The organism is Bacillus sp. mrc49 (assembly GCF_002803435.1).
In genome coordinates this window covers 1-17571 of record NZ_PHNG01000767.1, presented here as the reverse complement: position 1 = coordinate 17571, position 17571 = coordinate 1, and the positions used below count along the sequence as shown (strand labels likewise).

Genomic DNA, 17571 nt, shown 5'->3' with positions numbered 1-17571 from the left:
ACTAGCAAGAGTGGTTGGTCACAACTAACTTAATTTAATCGTCAGAAGAAGAACCATTGCCATCTTGGGAGGATGAGTGGTTCTTTTTCCGTTTCTTGGCGAACATAGACAGGACAAGACTGGTTGCTACTGCAACAACGATCTCTTTACCCATATCTATCATGATGTTCAATAAGAAATGAATCATGCAGTCACCTCCTTCCCATCCATAATTAGATGGAAAAGTATGTGACCTACCACTCTATCCTCAGTTGTCCCTTTATCTTATCATATATTTCCATTTTTTTGAAATCATACTCAACATTAAATAGGAAAAGAGGATTATCCACCTTCGGATAATCCCTTTTCTTATTTTATTATGAGAGGGACTACTTTCCCTTCATTTACGTTGATCAATCCATGGTCCGTTATTTTCAGGGCCGGGCTGACTGGGAGCGATAAGGTGCTTAATGACATGATGACATTATAATGTTCGTAGCCTAACGATTTAAGCGAGTCAGTCAGTCGCTCGACTTGTTCCGATACGATGTCCATCGGTTCTTCGGAAAGGATCCCCCCCACTGGAAGGTGAATCATCGAGAGGATCTTGCCGTCATGGACACTGCAGACGCCGCCTTGGTTCCTGATGACTTCGTTAGCGGCCATCACCATGTCCTGCTTATTGCGGCCGATCACCAATAGATTATGGTTATCATGTGAATAGGTGGTGGCAACCGCTCCCCGTTTCAAAACATCGCCGGTGATCAGGCCGTGGGCCCGGTTGCCGTTTTTCCCATACCGTTCGAAGGTGGCAATCAACCCGTAGGGGCTTTCTTCCCAACATAATTCACCATTCTCCATCGTGAGCCAATCATGTGTTTCACTTGTGAAGGTGGAACCATTCTGCACATTGATGATCCGGCACTTAGCTTGTCCCTGCTCATCCGGTACAGATAGGTGAAAATCGTTTTCGCTCAGGTCCGCAAGCTTCACACTTTGATAGAAGTGTTCCGGAAATTGCTTGCCGCTTGCTTCCTGCACGTAAGGCTGTGACGAATCATAAGCGAGCTCGCCGTTTTTATATACCTGCTCGATGTCAAAGCTTTGCAAGTCCGAGATAAGCAGGAAGTCTGCCACCTTTCCAGGGGCAATGGCGCCGCGATCATGCATCCGCATCCGCTGTGCCGGTGTATACGTACAAGCATATATCGCTTTTTCCGGGGACATGCCCATTTGGATCGCTTTCTTTAACAGGACATTCAGATGCCCCCTTTTTTGGAAAGAGTCGGTCATGACGTCATCGGTGACGAAGCAGAAATGCTCATCCACTTGATTTTCCTTCAAATAATCCATCACTTCTTCAGTCATCGATTTCTCTTGTATCTCAATGAACATCCCGGCAGCGATCCGCGCATCCAACCCTTCAACGGTCTGGTGCGTATGATCTGAATCCACTCCGGCATGAATGATCTTTTGCAAGTCCAAGTCGAGCAGCTTTGGAACGTGCCCCTCTATGATCAGATCTGGATAATGGGAACGGATGTGAGACAGGATTTTATTCGTTTTGCATTCGGGGTCGGAGATGACCTCATAGTAATTCATGATTTCGCCGAGACAGATAATATCCTCGGTTTGCATCAATTCGTCCATGTCGGAAATTTCGATGGAACCGCCCGTCGTTTCCATCGATGTCGCAGGGACGGAGCTCGGGATGGCATAAAACATATCCGCGACACACTCTTTACTCGCCTTGATCATTTCCTTCACTCCGGAAATACCGAAAACATTGGCCATTTCATGCGGTTCCGGCACGATTGTGGTCACGCCATTCTTGATGAGGCCATAGGAAAACGTGGCCGGTGTCACCATCGTGCTTTCAATATGCAGGTGGATATCGATCAGTCCAGGGATCAGATACTTCCCCTTTCCATCGAGAATCCGATCGGCAGCAAAGGCATCCGGCTCCCCAGCTCCAATATAATAGAACCTGCCGTCCTTGATGGCCGCGTTCCCTTTCATGAACCTCTTAAAGTAACTGTTGAAAATGTTGATATCTTTTATAAGCATATCCATTCGCATAACTTCCCCCCCTAACCTAATCGACAAGCACCATCTGGCTTCTCGGAACTTCAAGGACGATCTCCTGACCCATCCGGTAGGATTCCGTCATTTCCTTATTGACGATGAAATCCCCTATTGGCGTTTCAACGACGTATTGATAGCTTCTTCCAAGATACGTGCTTACCTTGACTCTCCCGGATACACTATTTTCCTGCACGGCTGCGGCATCATCCTTTTCCCTGATCAACAAATCGTCCGGTCTGATCGCGCCTATTTTCCCGGCATGATTGGCCATCCGGGCATCCTTATCCAATACGAAGGAGTAGCCGGATTTATTCAGAACAATTTTACCGTCATGATTCGTCCGTTTATCGAAGTCAATGAAGTTCTTGAAGCCGATGAAATCTGCGACGAATTTGGTTTCAGGATATTTGTAGATGGTCGCAGGATCACTCAGCTGCTCGATGACCCCTTTATTCATGATCGCCACTTGGTCGGATATGGAAAAACATTCTTCCTGATCATGGGAAACATAAACCGTCGTAATACCCAGTTCCTGTTGGATGCGGCGAATTTCGACCCGCATATTCACCCTTAAGTTCGCATCAAGGTTGCTCAATGGCTCGTCAAACAAGAGGATATCAGGTTCGATCACCAGCGCCCTCGCAATCGCGACCCGCTGCTTTTGCCCGCCGGATAGCTCTTGGGGATACCGTTTTTCAAATCCTTTTAAATTTACGATTTCGAGCACATTCATTACTTTTTTTTCAATTTCCGCCTTTGAATTCTTTCTTAGGCGCAGACCGAAGGCAATATTATCGAAGATCGACAAATGCGGGAATAAAGCATAGTTTTGGAATACAAAGCCAAAGTTCCGCTTGTTGACGGGAACCTTCGTATAATCCTTATCCTTGAATAAGAATCTTCCTTCGTTCGCCTGTAAAAAGCCGGCGATCAAACGCAGGGTCGTCGTTTTCCCACAGCCGCTCGGGCCAAGGAGGGAGACCAATTTCCCTTTTTCAATCTCCAGGTTGAAGTCCTTTAAAATATTCTGTTTGTTATAGGCTACAGATACATCTTGTAAAGTGAATAACGCCATCCATCATTACCTCCTTTATCGTTTTGTGAAATAAGACAAGCCCATGAGCCGTTCAACCATGAACATGAAGAATGCCGTTATGAACATGAGCAATACGGAAATGGCCGAAATGGTCGGATCGAAATAATTCTCTACATACGTCAGCATCTGAATCGGGAACGTGCTAACTCCAGGACCCGTCATATAAACGGAAATGTCCACATTATTGAAGGATTCCAAAAAGGCAATCATCACGGCTGCCAGGATTCCTGATTTTATATTCGGGAGGACGACCGTGAAGAATGTCCCCAGCTTACTTGCCCCAAGACTCTCGGCCGCTTCTTCGATGGAAAAATCGAAGTTTGACAGGCTTGAGGAAATCACGCGGATGATGAACGGCAGCATGATGACTGTATGCCCGACAAACAGGGCCGCATGGATCGGAAGCTGATACGTTCCCACAATATAACGCAAAAACGCAAAGCCAAGCACGATGCCCGGAACTAAGATCGGCGAAACGAAAAACGCATTAATGACGGACTTCCCTTTAAAATCAACCCTGCTTAATGCATAAGCAGCCGGAACTCCCAGTAATAGCGCCAATAGATTGCCGGCAAGCGAAACAAGAATGGACGTTTTGAATGCGACTAAAAACATGTCCACCTTGAAAATATTTTCATACCATCTTAAAGAAAACTCTTCTGGCGGGAATTTCAAAATATTTCCGCCCTCGAATGACGTAACGGATATGATCAGTAAAGGCCCTAGTAAAAAGAGAAACACCAGGAGAGTAAACAGGGCCAATCCTCGATTTTTTTCCTGCATACACCTCTACCCCTTTGGATTTAATTTTTTTGCCAAACCATTCATGATCGAGATGATAAGGACGGTTACGGCAATCATGATCGTCGCGACGATCGATGCCACCTGCCACTCATTCAAGGTTATGGCATTTTGATAAAGAAATGTCGAAATGACTCGCTGCTTCCCGCCTAATAAGGCTGGCGTCGTATACGCCGTGAAGCTTCCTACAAAAACGAGGATGCTGCCAATGACCAAGCCTGGAACGGAAAGCGGGATGATCACCTTTGAAAACACGGCCAGCCGTGAAGCTCCAAGGCTCTCCGCCGCCTTCAATAAATCGGTCTCGATGTTTTCCATTACGCCTACCAGCGTTACGATGATCAAAGGCAGGAATAAATGGACCAAGCCGATGATGATCGCCGTCGGCGTATACAATATGTCAAGCGGCTTGTCGATCAAGCCGATGCCCATAAGCAATTTATTCACCACACCGTTTTTACCGATGATCACCATCCAGCTGAATGAGCGGACGACCGGGCTCGTCAGGAGCGGAAAAATCGTCAGCAAAAGCATGATCGCTTTTTTTCTTTGTTTTAGTTTCGAAATATAATAGGCTGCTGGAAAACCTAAGAGAATACAAAGGATCGTCGTGAACAGACTCACCTTAAGTGTCGTGAGCAGGATTTCAATAAAGTATCGATCTTTGAAAAAATCCAGATATCCTTGTATCGAAAAACCATTGTCATTGATGAATGTCGTCCCTATCGTCAAAAAGATGGGAATGATCATGAAAACCGTCAAAAAAAGTAACCCTGGCAACAGCAGCAGGTATAAATAGCGTTTTTTCACCTCGGAGCCCCCTGATCGTTTGATTTATGAATGGATGGTGCGAATGAACAGGTCGAAAAACGCTTCTGCATTGACATCCAGACAAACATGCACATTCGCAGGCTTCATCAGCCGGTCCTGAAAGTCGCAAACCATCTGTCCATCACAAATCTCACTTTTTGTTTCTATATCTACATAATATTCTTTTGTCGTGACAAGATCTTTTTGCAAAGCGACGCCGACCGCCAATGGATCATGCATGGCGCATGCCCAAACACCATTCCGCTCAAAATACCTTTTCCGATAGTCTGATGTGCTTTCGCTTATATAGTCAGCAAGCTCTTGATTTTGAATCGCTTGGATATGCGCCTCGCTCAGCAGCACCTTTCTCGTGACATCGAGACCGACCTGGGTGATCGACCGGAACCCTGCATGCAGGACGATTTTGGCTGCTTCCGGATCGACGTATGCGTTATATTCGGAGGTCGGCGTAACATTGCCGCCCCCTTGTACAACTCCGCCCATGAAAATGACTTCCTTCACCAGCTGGGTGATTTGCGGACATTTCTTCACCGCAAGTGCCAAATTCGTAAGCGGTCCCGTCATGATCAGCGTCACTTCTTCCGGAAAGTTCAAAATGGAATTGATGATGAAATCAGCAGCAAACCCATCATCAGGCTGCTTCGTAACGGGGACGTTCGCGAGGGCGCCCCCTATCCCATCCTCCCCATGGATCCTGTGCTCAAAAAAGGAGGGCCTGATGAGGGGGGCATCTGCGCCCTTTATGACTGAAATGTCTTGTTCGCCGAGCATATCGAGTATCTTGCACGTGTTAAGAGTGGCCGTATCAAGTGATACATTGCCGTTTACGGTTGTAATCGCCAATATGTCGAATTGACGGCTTTTCACGGCGAGAATGATCCCGATTGCATCGTCTATTCCAGTATCCACATCGAGAATCAGTTTTTTCTTCATTCATCAAACCTCATTCCATTCTTAGTGTGCAAGCTCACGATTCCAGCGATCGATCCATTGTTTCGAGTTTTCATTAACGAACTTCATGTCCAGGACACGCAGGCTGTTAATGACGTCTTCACCATATGTTAAGCCTTTCGCCTCTTTTTCAGACAGCTTCACTTCCGTATTGACAGGTGAGTCGATTTTCGCCTTCGCTGATTTTTCCTGTACTTCCTTGCTTAAGATGTAATTCATGAACTCTTCAGCCAATTCCTTTTGATCGCTGGCTTTTACGATATTCACCGTATTCATGACCGCGTATCCGCCTTCTTTCGGAGCAATGAACTTCGCATTCGGGACGGCTTCCTGTAAATCACTGAAATACATTTCCATGATCGGGCCAGCCGCAATTTCCCCTTGCGAGAACATGTTGACGAACTCGGATGTTTGCCCGTACTCTTTTACCGCATTCGGCATGATCTTTTTCATTTGGGCAAAGGCCTTATCTTCATTGAATTCCTTACTTCCGCTTACTTTCGAAGCTGCATCCAAAAACATCGGGCCAGTCGTTGAAGTAATGGATGGAATCGTGATTTTTCCTTTCAAATCCTTGCTCCAAAGATCTTTCCACGAGGAAATCGGTGCATTCACTTCATCGGGATTATAGGCAATCCCAAATTGGGCAATCGTATAGGCCGGGCCATAGTCGGCGCCATTCGGGGCCTTCGCTTGGTCGTAGATCTGTTTCATGTTCGGAACCTTTGCAGCATCGATTTTTTCGAATAACCCTTCATCGATCCCCTGCTGTGCATAATAATCGGATAAATAGATGACATCCACGTCACTATTTGCTTGGCGTACCTTATTCAGTCGATCTGCATTATTTCCTGAATCGACGACGATCTTAACATTATGCTCCTTTTCAAAAGGCTCATAGACCTCAGGGCGGAAGAAATCATCGGCAAATCCCCAAGTCGAAACGACTAACTTGGCCGGTTTTCCCTTCCCCTCCTCCTTTGAGGAACAAGCGGCTAAAACTAGTGTGAACACTGTGAACATCATGAATAAGCTAATTATTTTTTTCATCATCGAACCCTCCAATTTGATATTGTATAAAATTCCCTTTTTACAGCCATACATGTAAAAAAAGACAATCTTAAATAGAATTAGCATTCTACCCAAGATTGTCTTTTCTTTGTAAACAAAGATAAAACTTATCATTTTGGTACTATTGCGGCGTTCGCTCCAGATATATCCGGAGCGAAATCCATTTATAGGATTAAATAGTTTCCTTCAATACAATATTGGTGAAAGCCCGCTGCGTCGCTGAGTCATAATCCCTCAAGACCGCTTCGATCTCCCAATCCGTTTGCGTTTCCAATTTTTGTCTCAATTTCTTTTTATAAAGCAGTGACATATGAAAATCAACCTCCTGCTTCAGGCTGGGAACTTCTCCCTCCAAAGCCTCGGAGCGTGGTGCACGGCGATGTTTGGCCTGAAATGTAATCACATTCAGTTCGACGGTAACCTTGAGCACCGTCGTACCAAAACCGAACAATTCCTTCGATACCTCATTATACATATGAGAAAGCAATTTCTTCGTTTCATTAGTGTTTATCGGTAAGATGACTTTTCACCTGCCAAAACTATCATTTGAGGTAATTATATATACTTTTTTTCAATTGCACAAGATAATATTCGGATTTGATAAGAAAAAATGTTCAAATCCATGAAAAACGACCATTTAACTACCAATAACCGAATTATATCAGTAAGTTCTTTATGATCCTTCACTATATTCATATAACTTTACAACGAGCCACATCCACTGATCCTACCTATTTTGGGAATTCTTTAACCGTTTTGATTTTCATGTCCGTCCATGTGTTGAAAATGTTTTCAGAGAAATCTGCCTCTTATTGAAAACAATTGATATCTCTTGGTTCCTTATTGTAAACGCTTTTATGGGGAATTAATATACAGGTATAGCTTAGCCAATAAATAGAGAGGGTCATAGGCTCAATGAATAAGGGAGGAATGTTTTATGAAGAAAGCTTTTGAGAAAGCGCAGCAGTTCGGTAAATCTTTTATGCTCCCGATTGCCGTTTTACCAGCGGCCGGATTATTGCTGGGAATCGGCGGTGCTCTTTCCAATCCTAATACAGTTGAGGCTTATCCATTTTTGGATTTTGCCTGGTTGCAGGCTATATTCACGATCATGAGCTCTGCAGGCAATATCGTTTTCGCCAACTTGCCTGTCATCTTTGCCGTCGGCGTCGCCGTAGGCTTAGCTCGTTCGGATAAAGGGACCGCTGCCCTGGCAGCCATGATCGGCTACTTCGTGATGAATAGTTCGATCAATGCACTGCTTCAAATAACCGGGGAGCTTGCCAAGGATAATTTGGCTGGTGCCGGACAGGGAATGGCTGTTGGAATCCAAACACTGGAGACTGGGGTGTTCGGCGGTATCATAGTTGGTATCACCGCGGCATTTTTGCATAATAAATATAATAAAATTCAGCTTCCACAAGTATTGGGATTCTTCGGGGGCTCCCGTTTCATCCCAATCATCGTTTCATTCGCATCCATCCTGGTCGGAGCCTTATTGTTTGTCGTATGGCCTTACTTCCAGCTTTTCATTAACCAGCTTGGTGCACTGGTAACGAGCACAGGAACGATTGGAACCTTCTTCTACGGATTCATTTTGCGCATGCTCGGGCCGTTAGGGCTTCACCATATCTTCTATCTCCCTTTCTGGCAAACTGCTTTAGGCGGAACGATGGAGATCAAAGGCCAGCTGGTGAGCGGAACGCAGAATATCTTCTTCGCCCAATTGGCCGATCCAACTACGACCAAGTACTATGAAGGGGTATCACGGTTCATGTCCGGACGGTTCATCACGATGATGTTTGGTTTGCCGGGAGCCGCATTGGCCATCTATCATTGTGCTAAACCAAAAAACAAGAAGGTAGTGGCCGGTTTGCTTCTTTCAGCAGCCTTAACGTCCTTCTTAACAGGCATTACCGAGCCGCTGGAGTTCAGTTTCTTATTCGTCGCTCCGATCCTTTATGTATTTCATGCCATATTCGACGGCTTGGCGTTCATGATGGCAGATATATTCAATATCACGATCGGTCAAACCTTCTCTGGAGGCTTTATCGATTTCACCTTATTCGGGATACTCCAGGGGATCAGTAAAACTAATTGGATTTATGTCCTGGTAGTGGGCATTCCGTGGTTCTTCCTTTACTACTTCACGTTCAAGTTCTTGATCAAGAGAAAGAACTTAAAAGTGGTTGGCCGTGAAGATGAGGAACAAGCCGTCTCGCAACAAGTGGCGGCATCGGAAAGAACCGAGACCATTGTCGAGGGCTTGGGCGGACAGGAAAATATCGAGATCGTCGATTGCTGTGCAACTCGCTTGCGCGTCACGGTAAAGGATGAAGCTTTGGTAAAAGAAGACGTCATCAAACAAACCGGTTCCAAGGGCGTCGTCAAACAAGGAAAAGGCATTCAAATCGTTTACGGACCACAAGTAACGATCATCAAAAATGAAGTGGAAGAGTATTTGGGCCACTAAGCGGATAGATAAACGATAAGGGAGTGTTACACATGCAAAATGTGCTGGATACCATTCATAAGGGATTGATCGTGTCTTGTCAGGCATTGGAGAATGAGCCGCTGCACAGTTCTTTCATCATGGGGCGCATGGCTGTCGCCGCAAAGGAAGGCGGTGCGAAATGCATTCGCGCTAACTCTGTAGCCGATATAATCGAGATCAAGAAAAATGTCGACCTGCCAGTCATCGGGATCATTAAACAGGTCTATGGACAAAACGATGTCTATATCACCCCTACCATGATGGAAATCGATGCATTGATGGAAACGAAAGCAGAAATCATTGCGACCGATGCAACAGCGCGTGTACGGCCGGACGGCAAAACGTTAAAGCAGTTTTTCGATGAAATACGGGCAAAATATCCAGATGTTTTGCTCATGGCCGATGTATCCTCCAAAGAGGAGGCCATATACGCCGACCAATTAGGATTCGACATTGTCGCGCCTACTTTATACGGCTATACAAACGAAACGAGCGGACAGAAAATTTATCACGACAACTATGCGGTGCTGAAGGAAATCGTAAGCGCCGTGAAAAAGGCAAAAGTCATCGCTGAAGGGAATGTCATAACACCGGAAATCGCGCGTTCCGTATTGGATATGAACGTACATGCAGTAGTAGTCGGGGGCGCCATCACCAGGCCCCAGCAAATCACTAAAAGATTCGTCGATGCTATTCAATGAGGGAGTTCCATGGGATACGTCGAACATGAAAAAAACGTTAAACGAAGAGATGGTATGAGTAAAACTCATACCATCTCTTTTTGTATGCAACAACTGTTATCCCTAACTAAAACAAGCCCTAAGGGAAGGGAATGAAGAAGCCGGACATTTGATTATGGATGCACTACCACAATCGCGAATAACACCGAAACTTCCTAGTAAAAGCCAATAGTAATGATTTAACTACAATTTATGTGGTCTTCGGGTACTTAAAATTAACGTCATGACCGCTACGTTAGAAAAAAAGAACTATGCCCCTAACTCAAGGCATAGTTCTTCGAAGAAACATCTCATTCTACACTTATTCCTTATTCCCGATCGAAAAGAGAAGCGCCCGCTATACCCGGCTTCGTCATTTCATAAGGGTTTAGGATCAAATCCAATTCTGCTTCGGTCAACACATCATACTGCAGGCAAAGCTCGCGAACGGATTTGCCTTTCAAGATCGCTTCACGCGCGATACGTGAAACGACTTCATATCCTAGATGCGGATTGACGGCCGTGATCACGCCCACGCTTTTTTCGACATATTCTTTCAAGCGTTCCTCATTAGCTTCGATACCTGCCAAGCAATAATCGGTGAATACGTTGAAGGCATTGTTCATGATGCTGATCGATTGCAATAAATTGAATACGAGTACAGGCTCCATTACGTTCAATTCCAATTGACCTGCTTCAGAGGCGAGGCAAATCGTATTATCGTTCCCAATTACTTGGAAAGCTACTTGGTTGATCAATTCAGGCATGACCGGATTCACTTTTCCAGGCATGATCGATGAACCTGGTTGACGTGCAGGAAGCGTGATTTCCCCTAATCCAGCTCTTGGTCCTGAAGCCATCAAACGTAAGTCGTTCGCGATTTTTGACATATTCATCATACATACTTTCAAGGCAGCCGATACTTCGGTATAAGCATCCGTGTTTTGTGTGCCATCCACTAAGTGTTCTGCACCAACAAGCGGCATTTCACTGATTTCAGCTAAATATTTCACGACATTTTCGATATAACGTGGATCGGCATTCAAACCGGTTCCGACCGCTGTCGCTCCCATGTTCACTTCATATAGATGCTGGCGTGATTGGCTGATTCTTTTTATATCCCGCTCCAGCACACGGCTATATGCCTCGAATTCTTGGCCGAGACGAATAGGCACGGCATCCTGAAGGTGAGTACGGCCCATTTTGATGACGTGATCGAATTGTTTCGCTTTCGCTTTAAAGACGGACCCCATCTTCGTCATCGTCTCCAGTAAACGCTCTAATAATCGCAGTGTCGAAATATGAATGGCCGTCGGGAAGACGTCATTGGTCGACTGTGACATGTTGACGTGGCTGTTCGGACTAACTTTGCTATAGTCGCCTTTATCGTGCCCCATCAGTTCTATGGCCCGATTGGCAACGATTTCATTAATGTTCATATTCATCGATGTTCCGGCGCCGCCCTGAATTGGATCGACGATGAAATACTCATGCCAATTCCCTTCAATCACTTCATCAGAAGCCTTCACGATACTATTCCCTATACCCTCATACAAACGCTTTGTGTCCATGTTGGCTAACGCCGCCGCTTTCTTTATCATCGCCAATGCACGAATCATCTCTTCATTGACTTTGTATCCGGTAATCGGAAAATTTTCTACAGCGCGTAAAGTCTGAATTCCATAGTACACATTTGCCGGAATTGCCTTTTCACCAAGAAAGTCTTTCTCAATACGGATTGCTTTCTCATCTATCATTCCTTGATCCCCCATGTTTTTAAAAAGTAATTTTTTCAATTTGTGCATCACATCAGTTTTGGAACGGTTGGCACCATCGTCATCTAACCTGGGACGAGCCTTATTTTCTCCCGCTCCCCTACCATCCTGTAGTTTGGACAACAGATATGCAACACTCCCCTAACTCCATACATTTCTCAAAAATGTTTTCCAAGGAATACTATAACACCCCATCATTCACTTTCAAATCGATCTTTTTCATTGATCAGAAAGCTAAGGAAACTTGGCTCCGTTATTGAGGTGAACCTTAACCAATCCAGTCCCACGGAAGGTACGTAACGCAACTTCCTCATTCTTAAAGAAGTGGACAATTTAATTATACTAGATTTTATAATTTTATATAGGAATAATATTTAAGTGGTTTTTTTTCTCCCATTATCCTTGGATGATACACTCATCTTTTCGCGGAAACGGCATCGGGAAATACGGATGAATCGAGTATTTTTTCATTCCACCCACTGAATTGGCTGATTTCCATTAGAATATCTTCCTACAACTTCATTGTTTTGTCCAGTATAATAAAACGCTTCCAAGCAAGAAATCCGCCTTCCTTGTTTGAACAGGCTGAAATATGACAGGTTTGACGATCGATCGCCATCATTAAAAGATATCGGTTATTGACGTCCTTACTGGATACATTAAACTATACATAGAATCAATTTTGCCTGGAATGGGTGGTCATTTGGAATATTTAGCAGAAAACCTCATATATGGAATCGAATGCAGCATGAGTAAATTCACCAAAACGGAAGAAGAATTAGCCAACTATATTCTGCAGCACCCTGAGGAAGTGAGTCAGTTAACCATTAGTCAAATCGCCAAAAAACTGCATATTTCGCCGGCAACGATCACTCGTTTCTGCCAGAAATTAGCTTTTTCCGGTTTCAATGAGTTTAAGCATGAGTTAAAACGATTCGTCGACCTTCGCAATTCGCCGATACATATGAAGGATCTAAAGCAGGTCGATTATTTCGCGAAATTATATCAAGATCACATGAGCATCATCGATGATACCTTTCATATCACTTCTTATGAGGATATCCAAAAAGCGGTCTCTTTCCTTACGAATGCAAAAAGGATACATGTCTACGGCATTGGCAGCTCAGGTATAGCCGCTCATGAGTTCAAATCGAAGTTTTTCAGGATCGGCCTGTCTGTCGAAGCGATCACGGACCCCCATCAGTCGATGATGGATGCCGCTTTAAGCAACCAGGAAAGTGTTGTCATCGGCATATCCATTAGCGGTGCGACAAAAGAGGTCATCCGCGCGATGAAAATCGCCAAGAAGCAAGGCGCCCTGATCTTGGTTTTCACAGGCAATAAGAATTCCGAGCTCTCACGGTTAAGTGACCTATCGTTATTGGTCACAAGCAAAAACAGCATGCATATGGGGCAGAACATCTCTCCCTTGCTGCCGCTCCTATTGCTGTTCGATTTACTTTATACCGAGTTGGTTTCAAAGGATTATAAAAACAGGATAAGCATCAGGGAAAAAACCTTGCAGGCATTAACGGACACCCACTGAGTCTTACTTCCTCCAAATAACGAAGGCCACCCTTCCCAAACAGGGACGGTGGCCTTCGTTTCATTCGTTTAGCTATGCAGTCCCCCCTTTAGCCATGGGCGATTGCGGTACGCTCCGATCGGGATCTGGATCAGGGATGTTTTCCCTTGAGATCCGCCCATTTTATAAAGCTCATCACACATATTGACGTCGAACCCCAGCAGCGGATGCCCATTCATTCCGAGGGCAGATGCCGCCAACAATATTCGCTGCACGAGCATCCCCGCCTCCATTTGCTGGATCCGGTATCCCCTGTATCCAAGCTGAGACTTGAAGTACGTCCGATCACCCGCCACATGGATGCAGATCGGGACTTGCTGAAAATTCAAGACATCGAGGGACATCCCGCACTGCAATCGAAGCCGATGATCTCCTGGCCTTATCAGCCTTAACGAATGTGTCGTCCTTTCATACAGGTAGGCACCATCCTCCATATCTTCTACATTATATAAGCTTGCATAGATGGTTACGCGATGCTCATTGTCTTCATCCAGGTCATTTTGATAGGTGAACGCGGCTGTTGCCTCTTGAAGGAGAAGGGCGAGCCGCTCTTGACTTACCTTTTCTAAAATGAAGTCCATTTCAGGGGAAAAGCGTTTTTTGCAAACCGATGCCAAATCGTAGGACATTCTCTTCACGATAGGCAGGGCGATTACATGTCCCTCGCATTCCCTTTGTTCCCTGGCTTCTACAGGTCGAATCATTTGACTGGATTCGATCATCGATGCTCCATTCATTTTCGTTAACAACGGGAAATCCCTGACCACAACCGATCGAACATAGTGTTCCGGCTGGATAAGGGGCAATTCCTGGCACAGACCGGTCGCAGTGGCATCCTCCCCTGTATCCTCATCCTTCTCCAGTTTTACTGGTTCCTTCGATAAGGCAATCATTGCATAGGCGCTTTCTTCCTCTTCCGATAATCCAAGAAGGTGATTGATGGCACGATCCAGGAATTGAAAGCACACCCTCGTGTTCATCCCGAACCGTTTTGCCACTTCCAGCAGTTGTCCGATAAGCACGCCAGCATCAAGACCTTGCAGCCGATATGAGAAATTATTATATTTATAAAAATTTTTCCAGAACATCGTCGATACAAATACGGCGCCAAAACAAGCGGATGCATTGAAGCGATCACCTAGGGCCTTGATTAAATATGAATCAAAATTCCCTTCCCGCAACAGCACCAATCGATGGTGGGCTGCATCATAATGGTACACGCCGTCCGGGAATTCCTCCGTCTTCAAGTATACATACAGCTCACTTGGATACAGCGCCCCCCCTGATGGGGGGAAACGCCGGAATGACTGCATCAGGTCATCGGGATCCGAGGCTCTCTGCGCTTGGCTGATTTGGGTAAGACCATAGGCATACCAAAGAAAATGGCCGATTACGCTTCCGTCAGGCTTCGAAAACCTGGCGGATCCATCCAGTGCAAGCGGAACCTCCAGCGACAACGGGAACTGTGGCAAGTCACGGTAAAGCTTGAACGTAAGCGGTGCATCATCCCAATCCACTTCCCAGTCAGGCGGACTTGCCTTTTCAATGTCAAAATGCAAATTATGAAGAAATGTCTCTAAACTCATCCCCCTACCTCCTTAATCCACCTTTATGGAAACGGATGCGGATGCGGGTTGAGCTGTTCGAATTCAAGCGGCCGTTTTACATATCCAAGTTCCATTGGTACCCTGAGTACCCGCTCAAGTCCTGTCACCCGTGTAAGATGATGGCCGAATGTCATCGGCAGCATTCCCGGAATCAGCACTTTGACGCAATGTAATCCATTACGCTCGATTTCAGGCGTCGTCTGATCCACCACGATCACGTCAAGCTTCAAACGGCGAAACTCCTCAAGAATGCTTTGCAGTTCATCAGTCAAGTCCTGATGTTTCTCGATTTCCCCGAATTCTTCAGCAAACGTCCGCATGGGGCGTTCCGGTTTCAATAAAAAATCCAGTCGTGCCTCCGATTGCGGCAAACCGTACAGGATGCCATGATCATCCATTTTCCGTACAAGGGAGGAGTCCTGGAACATTTTCTCGATTTCCTCCTTGTCTTCCTCCAACTTCTCGTCAAGGGTCAGCATCATGCCCGCCAACTCGAAAACCGCGCTTTTCACCGCCCGGACCGGATCAAGATGGGCCCCTGCCGCACATATGAGATTCAATCCTTTTCCTTTCCTGTTTTTCGCCAGTGCCCATACACTCGGTATACCGTGTTCCATCGTCGAATTGAACAGCTGGATATCATATCCGGCCGCTGCCTTTGCCCTGTCTATCATCAATTCCAGCTCTTTATCATCGGCCGAATAGGGGTCGATCCGGTTCAGAGGAAGCTGTGCATACCATGTCATCAGAAACGAATCACGTTCCGCCACTTCCATGATTCCGTAGAAGATGGCCTCCTCCAAACTGCCGCCAAGAGCGCACCCATTGGAGGTTTCATAGACAAACCCGTTTCCACAGCCCAAGCTGTAATAGGAGAGCAGCTCTGGAATTAAAATCGGCCGCTCCTGCATGAACGAATATCCCCATACCCAATCAATCGAGCGGTCAGGATCGAACGGTTGAAACGGAAAATCTGGCTGTGCATAATTCTTCTCTGCGTGAACGCCTATCTTGATTGGATCAAGCGCTTGATCTTTCAGGTTGTTGTAGCTGTCATGCACCACGGTCCTCTTGCCGCGCGGCTCCATTCCGCAATACCTCTCAAGTCCCTCCAATATGGCCGTCATCTCGCTAGCTGCATAGGAAAGCGTCCGCCCAGCCGTCCCCTCATCGCCTATGAACAAAGGCAAATTAACACTGACATCGGCAAATGGCGGAATGAGGTCTATCATTTTACTATTGAGGAAACCCGTGCGAGTGTCCAAATAATCCCTGGCCAAAACTTTACCCAGGTCCTCCATTGAACGGGTACGGTAACTGCCGGGGCTGATTTTCGGACTTGGCTGCAAGGATATCCTTGCCCGATTCATCGAGTCATCGGGCAATTGACTGCAAATCGGACACAATGGATCAGGTAAAAACGAATGCCATGACCCATTAAGCGTTTTCAGATGGATGAATGCCACCCGCCCCTCAGAACGGGGCTGATCGCCGCTCATCGCCTTCCTTACTTCCTCCCCAATCAAATGAGACATCTGCAACAGACCTGAGCGCGACGCTGCGGCATCCCGCCCGATCCCGCCATTTCCCAGGAGCTGCTTTTTGATGCCCCACATTTCCTTTCGGTCACGCCCGGCCATGAGCTGCCTCAGGTCGGCACATTGGGAGCAGCCGGGTATGCCCGCTCGCACCAGCGGGCCGACCACACCTTCTCCAAACGATACGAACCCTCTCAGCCAAGGGATGTTTTGTGACCTTGCCAGCTCTTCCGCCTTCAAATGGACGGCGGGATCCCAGGCATCCTGCAGCACCAGGAGCAAAGCGGTGTCCTTAGGAATTCCTGCCGTGAAATCGGATAGGCGATGGACCTGGTATGTGCCGGATAAGTCCCGATGAACCTGGTCGGCCAATACGCCTTCCCCGACAACCGATACGTCAGTTTTCACCCTGATTCCCCCTCTCGCAAAAACACCCCGAACACCCCTGCCAGTTCTTCTTGCAAAACAGTTTCCGTTTCCACTTCGAAAACGAAGAGCCGCTTGCCGCCCTGTTCCACTGCCTGCATCGCGGAGCGTACCAATTCGGAACTCGCTGTCCCTTCACATGCAGGAATCACAAGGTCCTCTGCTGCGCGTTCTGCCGGATGCTCGGATGATGCAGCGAAATCTGAAGCGGTAAGGCAAATGGTTTGATTTTGGACCTTCATGATGGCCTTTTTCAACGCCTCACGCAATCCGAGCGTGACATTCAAACCGACAGCTCCCGACCAGCCATCGCTCGTTCCTACCCATACTGCTGGAAAACCGGACACATCACTGCCAAGGCCGATGATCGGTTCACCTTGCAGACGGGTCAGTGCTTGTAAATAATACGTGCAGCGCTCGTCATCCACCTCAGTCAGCTTCACCGAAACAAGAGCCTCCTCGTTGAACTTCCGGTTCCCGAACTCCTCATCCAAACAGTTTTGCAATCCCCTGCATACACATTCAGCAAATGTTTCCCCTGCTCCGACTCCGATCGGTCCCTTCATGCCATCCAAACCAGACAGGGGAGGAAGGGCCGCAACATGCTGGCTGA

General features: G+C 46.4%; 14 protein-coding genes and 1 pseudogene. 3 read left to right on the top strand and 12 right to left on the bottom strand.

The genetic code is table 11. The features are described 5' to 3' along the window. Positions 1-34: 34 nt before the first annotated feature. The 8 genes from CVN76_RS31210 to CVN76_RS23510 form a co-directional block, all read right to left on the bottom strand. A complete protein-coding gene (locus CVN76_RS31210; protein ID WP_155645369.1) occupies positions 35-187 on the bottom strand; it encodes a hypothetical protein in 153 nt (50 codons plus the stop codon). A gap of 161 nt (positions 188-348) precedes the next feature. After that, complete coding sequence (locus CVN76_RS23540) at positions 349-2058, bottom strand: adenine deaminase C-terminal domain-containing protein (RefSeq protein ID WP_100533253.1); 1710 nt, start codon at positions 2056-2058, stop codon at positions 349-351. 16 nt (positions 2059-2074) lie between these two features. Further along, positions 2075-3139, bottom strand: a complete 1065-nt coding sequence (locus CVN76_RS23535) for an ABC transporter ATP-binding protein (protein ID WP_100533252.1) — start codon at positions 3137-3139, stop codon at positions 2075-2077. 15 nt (positions 3140-3154) lie between these two features. Continuing rightward, a complete protein-coding gene (locus CVN76_RS23530) occupies positions 3155-3943 on the bottom strand; it encodes an ABC transporter permease (RefSeq protein WP_064465501.1) in 789 nt (262 codons plus the stop codon). A gap of 6 nt (positions 3944-3949) precedes the next feature. Next, the gene (locus CVN76_RS23525) at positions 3950-4771 is read right to left on the bottom strand and encodes an ABC transporter permease (RefSeq protein ID WP_061140846.1); all 822 of its coding nucleotides are present in this window, start codon (positions 4769-4771) and stop codon (positions 3950-3952) included. Between the two features lie 24 nt (positions 4772-4795). Beyond that, positions 4796-5725, bottom strand: coding sequence for a nucleoside hydrolase (locus CVN76_RS23520; RefSeq protein WP_061140847.1), 930 nt, complete (start codon positions 5723-5725; stop codon positions 4796-4798). A gap of 21 nt (positions 5726-5746) precedes the next feature. Continuing rightward, a complete protein-coding gene (locus tag CVN76_RS23515) occupies positions 5747-6793 on the bottom strand; it encodes an ABC transporter substrate-binding protein (RefSeq protein WP_100533251.1) in 1047 nt (348 codons plus the stop codon). Positions 6794-6986: 193 nt separating this feature from the next. After that, the gene (locus CVN76_RS23510) at positions 6987-7334 is read right to left on the bottom strand and encodes a DUF2294 domain-containing protein (RefSeq protein ID WP_100533250.1); all 348 of its coding nucleotides are present in this window, start codon (positions 7332-7334) and stop codon (positions 6987-6989) included. A 417-nt stretch (positions 7335-7751) separates the two neighbouring features. On the opposite strand from CVN76_RS23510, the gene CVN76_RS23505 reads away from it, so the two are divergent. Continuing rightward, on the top strand, positions 7752-9287 hold the full coding sequence (locus CVN76_RS23505) for a maltose/glucose-specific PTS transporter subunit IIC (protein WP_061140850.1): 1536 nt from the start codon (positions 7752-7754) through the stop codon (positions 9285-9287). Between the two features lie 32 nt (positions 9288-9319). Further along, positions 9320-10009: an N-acetylmannosamine-6-phosphate 2-epimerase gene (locus tag CVN76_RS23500; RefSeq protein WP_100533249.1), complete on the top strand. Its 690-nt coding sequence runs from the start codon at positions 9320-9322 to the stop codon at positions 10007-10009. Between the two features lie 347 nt (positions 10010-10356). Here CVN76_RS23500 and aspA read toward each other — a convergent pair whose 3' ends face one another. After that, entirely contained in the window at positions 10357-11784 is a 1428-nt protein-coding gene (gene aspA / locus CVN76_RS23495) for an aspartate ammonia-lyase (protein ID WP_061141061.1), read from the bottom strand. Positions 11785-12505: 721 nt separating this feature from the next. Between aspA and CVN76_RS23490 the strand changes: the two genes are divergently transcribed. Next, positions 12506-13348, top strand: coding sequence for a MurR/RpiR family transcriptional regulator (locus CVN76_RS23490; protein WP_100533248.1), 843 nt, complete (start codon positions 12506-12508; stop codon positions 13346-13348). Between the two features lie 68 nt (positions 13349-13416). Here CVN76_RS23490 and CVN76_RS23485 read toward each other — a convergent pair whose 3' ends face one another. The 3 genes and pseudogenes from CVN76_RS23485 to CVN76_RS23475 all read right to left on the bottom strand — a co-directional run. Next, on the bottom strand, positions 13417-14973 hold the full coding sequence (locus tag CVN76_RS23485) for a SagB family peptide dehydrogenase (RefSeq protein WP_100533247.1): 1557 nt from the start codon (positions 14971-14973) through the stop codon (positions 13417-13419). A gap of 23 nt (positions 14974-14996) precedes the next feature. Beyond that, complete coding sequence (locus tag CVN76_RS23480) at positions 14997-16940, bottom strand: TOMM precursor leader peptide-binding protein (RefSeq protein WP_100533246.1); 1944 nt, start codon at positions 16938-16940, stop codon at positions 14997-14999. After that, positions 16937-17571, bottom strand: a pseudogene (locus CVN76_RS23475) (bacteriocin maturation protein); the annotation flags it as partial. The pseudogene CVN76_RS23475 and the gene CVN76_RS23480, both read right to left, overlap by 4 nt.